The sequence below is a fragment of the Novosphingobium sp. 11B genome, assembly GCF_054589055.1.
On record NZ_BAAILP010000292.1, the window covers coordinates 1 to 6,348 of the forward strand.

The following is a 6,348-nucleotide window of genomic DNA, read 5'->3' on the forward strand; positions in this document are numbered from 1 at the left end:
CGACAGCCCCGCCGGGTGAGGCGGGGGGCACCCGAAGGGCTGCAACGAAGTGGAAGACCCGGTAGCGAAGCGGACGGGTTGCGGCCCGCCGAGGCGGGGCTACAGGGCAGCGACGCCCCCCGTCACCTTGGAGCCGATCAGGCCCAACGCCGCCGTGCGCCAGCGCGGCGACCACCGGAGGGATGCTGCGCATCCCGACCTCGCGACGCGCAGCGGAGCGACGGGCGACAGCATATCGAAGAACCGGCGACACTTGTCATGCCGCCGGTCCATCAATTGGAGTTACGCCGCCTGCGGCATCCCCTCTTCGGCCTCGACGACGGGAGTATCCTCCGCATCGGTATCGACGGGGTCATCCGCCTCGACCTCCGCCGACTCCTGCCCCACCGCCAGCCGCGCGGCAAACCGCTGGGCGCGTTCGGCGCTGCCGACCCCACCCCGGTCCGTGTAGGCACTCGCCGGAAAGGCCATCCAGCGCGGCACCCAGCTATCGCGTTTCACCCGCCCGTTGGTCCCGGAAAGGCAATCGCGCACGATACCGCGCTGCACCTTGGTGGTGGCCTTGGCGTTCTCGGCAGCGACCTGTTCGCCCGCCACCTCGGCCAGCAGATGGCCCATGACCTCGCGATCGCGCACCGCATCGAGCATGGCATCATCGGCCCGCCAGACATCGGCCATGGCGACGCCCATATGCTGGCCCAGCAGTTCGATGAGGCAAGTTCCCACGTCGAGCGTTTCACCCATGACCACCGCAAGGACGCGCAGCACATCGGCATCGTCCAGCGCGATCAGCCGGGTCAGCAGGCCGCAGATGCCATGCCCGTCAGGAGCGCTGCCGGTAACCGTCGCCGTCTCGGCATCCAGTCCGAGCAGGGCCAGCACCTCGCGCCGCCGCGCATCGAACAGGCTTTCCGACAGGCAGCCCTCGACGCTCTCGGCCACCGCATCGCTGGGGGCTTTCTGCGCTTCGATCCGCACTGTCCACAGCCCCGAACCGATGATGGCATGGGCCACCATCACCCGCAACGACAGGCCGGTATCTTCCACCAACTTGGCCCGGACAGCGGCATGGCGGTGCAGGTCGATGTAGGCGTTCAAGGTGGCGGGTACCTCGGGTCGCACGACCTTCTCCAGCGTCTCGCCCCGCTCCAGCCGCCGGGCTTCTTTCGCGGTCACATAGCCTTCGTGGAAGGTGACATCGCCGCGATGGCCGATGGCGACATAGACCCTGCCGCCCTTCGCCTTTGAACAGGCCGAGTGCTCCCATGAGTGGAAGGTCTCGCCCTTGGGCATGATGACGACCTCGCCCCATCCGGCATCGCGATACCGCTCTGCCCGATTTTCGACTTCGGGCATCTGGAGCGCCCAAAAGGCGTCGGATGAGGCGAAATAGGCCTCGTTTCCGAACAAATCGGCGATGATTTCAATTTTGTAATCGGCCGGATCGAACAGCGCTGCGCCCACCGGGATCGATGCTCCGCCGAACAGCCATGCCTTGAGCCATGCGCCCGTCGGTGCCGTCGCCTGTTCGTCGTCGTGGAGGGCCAGCCACTCCTTCTGCTTCGCCTTCGACGCCATGGTGAGGTGCCGTAGCGACACCGCATCGATGCCGTCCGCCCGGTAGAGATTACGCACACGCGGGATCAGGTTGCCCAGCGCCAGCGTGCGCTTCACCTGCAGGGCGGTCAGCCCGAAGGTCAGGGCGATGCCGTCCACGTCCCGCCCCTCGCGCACCAGCCGCGTGAAGGTTTCGCAGCGGGTCATCTCGTCGGGATCGAGCCGGGCGATGTTCTCGATGAGCGAGGCTTCCAATGCCGCTGCATCGTCTCCCGGTTCGATCACCGCGCAGGGCAGGTCCTCGATACCGCCGCCCTCTTCGACTACCGCCAGCGCCGCATGAAACCTTCGCTTGCCCGCCAGGATCTCGTAGGCGGGAAAATGCTCACCAGCCCCCGATCCAGCCTCGAACACCGCACTGCCGGAAGCAGCCATCTCGCGAACGATGAGCGGCACCAGCACGCCCCGCGCCCGAACCGAAGGCAGGATGTTGGCGATGTCGCAGGTCTTCCTCGTGCCCCGCATGTTGAGGCTGGAAACCGACAGACGGGTGATGTCGATGTGCTTGAGTTCCATTGTCCTTCACTCCTTCTTTCCATCGCGCGCATTGACCGGCCGGAGGGCGGGGTGGGCGACAGGAGCGATCCGGAAGGCCCGCCGAACGAGGCGAGGCGCACCCGAAGGGCCGCAATGAAATGGAGGACCTGGGCGAGAGCCCAGGTTGCGCGCCGCCGCGGCGGGCCTAGAGGTGAGTGACGCCCACACCGCCTGACCGGCAGGTCAATCAGCAACGCCAGCGCGGCTTGTCCGCGCTGTCCACATCCGGAACGCGCAAGCGGGCCGGCTCTGACAGTGATCGTCACGGCTATGCCGACGAGACGCCGAAGGTGGCTCGGTCGGAGCGAAGCGGAGATAGAGCGCGGCCGCGCCAAAGGCGCGGGGCAGCCCAGCCTGCCTCACGCCCTCGAACAGGAAGCCCGCGAATGTCCGCGCTCAGGGAATGACAAAGATACCCGACTGTTCCGTCAGGCTACGCGCCGCGACCATCCGCGCGATTTCACCTTCTATCATCTCACGCACCGTGGCGCTGGTGGCTTTGTTGCCGACCGAGCGCGAAACGGCCTGGACGATCTGATCACCGGTCGCACCGAAGTTGATGCGCACGATATCGACGACGGCAAGGGCGATCTCTGCTGGAGGAAGGCGGTCGGCCCGGCGCAAGGTGGACGAACCGCGCCGACCGGTTGGCCTTTGCACCGGCATCGGCGTCGTGCTCCGCCTTGGCCGCTTCGATCCTGGCGACGATGGCGTCGATCTGCTCGTTGGGGCGATGGAACCAGTCGGTGCTCCACAGCCGGTGGATCGTCCAGCCGTGGCTCTCGAGCACGGACTGACGCAAGCGGTCACGCTCGCGCGCGGAGCGCGCATCGTGATAGGCGGCGCCATCACATTCAATGCCGAGAAGGTAACGCCCCGGGCGTTGCGCATCAGCGACGGCAAGGTCAACGAAGAAGCCGGCCCGATCCGCCCAGGCTCAGACTGCCGCTCTTTCGGCCGGAGTCCGCGGCGGTGTGAAGCCGCGTACCATGGCGACGGCGTTGCAAACCAGGTCGCTGATCTGAGATCAGTCCAACAAGGGAGCGACGCGTGCTCGCAGGATGATGCTCGGGTTAAAGGTGACGACGCGCCTCGCGCCTACAACCGCCTCCTTGCCAGTCTTCGGGTTGCGTCCGACGCGCGGCCCCTTATCGTTCAGCAGGAACGTGCCGAAGCCGGCAATCTTCACGTTCTCGCCACGTTCGAGAGCAGCGGCAATTTCCTCAATGATCGCATCGACCATGTGATTGGCCTTGGTGGAAGATATCCCTATGTTTTTTTTGATCGCTTCGGCGATCGCGGCACGAGTGAGGCTCTTGTACTCTTGATGCACGGGGATCTCCTTCGGCGCGACGAGAACGCGCCAGCAGATCGATAGCATACCGCTAGTAAACGATTTTTCATAAGGGAGATGGGTGCGCCGGTCCCCTGCAAGCCGCCGCACCCAGGCGGCTCGGTAGCGATGGGTGCGCGGGGATCAACGCACTTGTGAACAGAGCGCCGCTATATGCGGCCGGTCCATCAATACCATTCGTTTGCAGCTCGGCGCCTTGGGGTGGCCGCCGGGGCGGGCGCGGCGGTTTCCTCCTGCCGTCGCGTCGGTGACCCATGGTCAGGCTGGGCTTTCGAACTTTTCGGAGGCGGGAGGTGCTGAGCAATTCTCCGCAGTTGGGCTAGTTCCTTTCGCCCAAACGAAGATAGATGGAGAATCGATCGAAGGGCGGTAGATCTCGCTTTCAATCAACGGTGGGCCCGCTCTGCTCGGCCAAGGCACATAGCCTTTCCTGCAATTAATCATCCGCACCTCGTTGCTGCCATCCCAGATCACGCTCATTCCATGGCAGGGACCGTCATGGAGCTGGACGGACTTGCGAAACATGATCACCTCCTCTGACTATGATTTAAAGACCGATTTTCAAACTCTTCGGCTTACCTTTGTTCCCGAGCAGCGGCTACGGCAGTTCGGCGAGGCCCGCTTCAACCATCGCTTTCCAGACCTCGGACGCCTTCTCGGAAAACTGGCCTTCATACCTGTCCGAAAAGCCGCCGATGGCCCCTCCCGCCTCCGCCATTACCTCGGTGGGTTAGAGGATCGCGGCCAGAGCCACGCGCGCCTTGGGAAGGAAGTCCTCCCACATCGGCCGCCCCTGGTACATCGTAGTCTCCGGGAGGCCGTTCTGGCTGCAGAGCGCGCGGGCGATCCGCTCGAGGACAGTTTTCATGCGGAACCTATCTGCGAGAGGTACGCCACCATTTCTTCGATGCGAGCCGCTTAATTCGAGCACCGCAGTGGCGGCAGTTTCCGACATAGTGCGAGCCATCCCATTCCGGCTTTATGTGACAATGGCTGTTGAATAGGGATCAATTCCTGCGGATCATTGCGCTGCCCCTCTCGGTGGCAGTCACTCTGATGACCATGCCGAGCGCGATAGCACGGATGTTACTTTTTGTAGGGCTATGTGCTGCGGCGTGACTTGCAGTGTCGGCGCGCTACGATGCCAGTATCACGGCTTGCGGCGTCGCATTAGGTGAGCTGTTGGCAACATTTTCCGGAACCTTGTTGCTCAGGGGATCGCCGGAATGAATTGCCCGGCGCTATGATCATGAGGGAATGAGATATTCTCATTTCGGGACCACTGGAAATCCTGTATCGTCCGCTCGGGACCTGAGGGTTTGCTGTAACCCGAACCTTGGCCCGGCCTCTCCAGAGCGCCGGGCCTTTTCGCAGCGTCAGTCGGCGGGTGCCTTCTCGGTTGCTCCCTGATCTGGACCAGGACGTTCCAACACCCTCGTGCTGAGCCCCATGATCGCCATGGCCAGAAGAAACATGATGATCAGTCCGCCGACGATGTAACGCAGGTTGTTCGGCTTTCCGCCTTCGTGGCCGCCAGCTGGCGTGATGGTGTCCTGATCGCGGTTGGGCAATGTCATCTCCGGGAATACGCACTGTAAAAAGGCGAAGTGGCCCGGCCGCATACCAGTGGGAGAGAGCATGCCGGGCCACAGGTGCAGGAACACCTGATGCGCTCAAGCCGCAGAAATTGAATTCGTTCCCATCGCAGTTCGCCCGCCAAATGTCCGCGCCGGCGCATTTGCATTTCCATCACGATCGCTGATCTGAAATGCCCATTGAGGTCTGCTTCACCCCAGGATCTACCTGCGATGGAGATTGACAGGAGGCACGGGCACCGCCTCCTCCTGCATCTGCCATGATGAAGGCTTCTAGCATCGGTGCAAGGCGCGCACCTCCCATCACAGTTTCAGACACTGCTCACCGCCGCGCCGAACGCCTTGCAGACGTCCGTTCGCTTCAGCATTGCCGGCGGGCCGGGATCGATTGGCGCACTTCGACGTTCGCGATGAGGCTGGAGCAGCGAGGTGCAACATGGAAGCGAATCCGGAAATGACCGAATGGCTGAGGAGCAGCGATCTGTTGGACGCCAACGGCGACACCACCAGTCTGCTCGATCTTGCCCAGCACGGAGACAAGGCCGATCGTGACTTCGCGCTGTCCCGCATCGCTGCCCTTGCTCAGGGTCGAGGGGCGACCACCGCGTGGCTGAAGAGCATGCCGCAGCCTTGGGATTAGCAAATGGCCTGGTGAGGGAATCCTGCACGTGGCATCGCTTCTTGAGAGCGTGAGTGCGGTTCGCGGCCTCGTTCCCAACCTCTGAGAGAAAGGCAGCCTGCGCGTTGGAGCCTACGGCGCGGTGAGTAGCCCCTAGATTTCTGGACGCCTTCTATCCTAATTTTGAGGACAGGAGGCGACGATGGGGAAGCCCAATTTCAGCGATGAGTTCAAGCGTGATGCGGTGGCCCAGATCACCGAGCGCGGGTATCCGGTAGCGGAGGTTTGTCAGTCAGCATTCGCTGTACGCATGGAAGCGGCAACTGGCGAAGGTGGTGTCTGGCGATGCTAGCAAGGATGCCGAGATCCGCCAATTGAAGCGCGAACTGGCCCGGGTGACCGAGGAGCGCGATATACTAAAAAAAGCCACCGCGTATTTCGCCAGGGATGCAAAGTGAGATACGCATTTGTCGCCGAGCATCGTGACCAGTTCCGGGTTCGATCGATGTGTCGGTGCCTGCGCATCCAGCCCAGCGGCTTCTATGCCTGGCAGAAGAACCCGCTGAGCCAACGGACCCGGGAAGATGTGCGGCAGACGAAGTTGATCCGGCAAGCCTGGAACGACA

6 protein-coding genes and 2 pseudogenes are annotated in these 6,348 nt (G+C 63.1%); 2 read left to right on the forward strand and 6 right to left on the reverse strand.

Annotated elements, in window-relative coordinates:
- Positions 1-282: 282 nt before the first annotated feature.
- The 6 genes and pseudogenes from ACYPYD_RS25235 to ACYPYD_RS25260 form a co-directional block, all read right to left on the reverse strand.
- Positions 283-2,133, reverse strand: coding sequence for a ParB/RepB/Spo0J family partition protein (locus ACYPYD_RS25235; RefSeq protein WP_459666246.1), 1,851 nt, complete (start codon positions 2,131-2,133; stop codon positions 283-285).
- 417 nt (positions 2,134-2,550) lie between these two features.
- Positions 2,551-2,820 carry a hypothetical protein gene (locus ACYPYD_RS25240; RefSeq protein ID WP_459666248.1) on the reverse strand — a complete coding sequence of 90 codons (270 nt, stop codon included), beginning with the start codon at positions 2,818-2,820 and terminating at the stop codon, positions 2,551-2,553.
- 40 nt (positions 2,821-2,860) lie between these two features.
- Positions 2,861-3,064: pseudogene (locus ACYPYD_RS25245) on the reverse strand (DUF559 domain-containing protein); the annotation flags it as partial.
- A gap of 117 nt (positions 3,065-3,181) precedes the next feature.
- The gene (locus ACYPYD_RS25250; RefSeq protein WP_459666251.1) at positions 3,182-3,487 is read right to left on the reverse strand and encodes an integration host factor subunit alpha; all 306 of its coding nucleotides are present in this window, start codon (positions 3,485-3,487) and stop codon (positions 3,182-3,184) included.
- A 751-nt stretch (positions 3,488-4,238) separates the two neighbouring features.
- A complete protein-coding gene (locus tag ACYPYD_RS25255; RefSeq protein ID WP_459666254.1) occupies positions 4,239-4,376 on the reverse strand; it encodes a hypothetical protein in 138 nt (45 codons plus the stop codon).
- Positions 4,377-4,884: 508 nt separating this feature from the next.
- Positions 4,885-5,172 (reverse strand): hypothetical protein, encoded by a 288-nt coding sequence (locus tag ACYPYD_RS25260; protein WP_036526658.1) that lies wholly within the window; start codon positions 5,170-5,172, stop codon positions 4,885-4,887.
- A gap of 385 nt (positions 5,173-5,557) precedes the next feature.
- Between ACYPYD_RS25260 and ACYPYD_RS25265 the strand changes: the two genes are divergently transcribed.
- Together ACYPYD_RS25265 and ACYPYD_RS25270 are read left to right on the forward strand one after the other, a co-directional pair.
- Positions 5,558-5,743, forward strand: coding sequence for a hypothetical protein (locus ACYPYD_RS25265; RefSeq protein ID WP_459666255.1), 186 nt, complete (start codon positions 5,558-5,560; stop codon positions 5,741-5,743).
- A gap of 181 nt (positions 5,744-5,924) precedes the next feature.
- Positions 5,925-6,348 (forward strand): annotated as a pseudogene (locus tag ACYPYD_RS25270) (transposase); the annotation flags it as partial.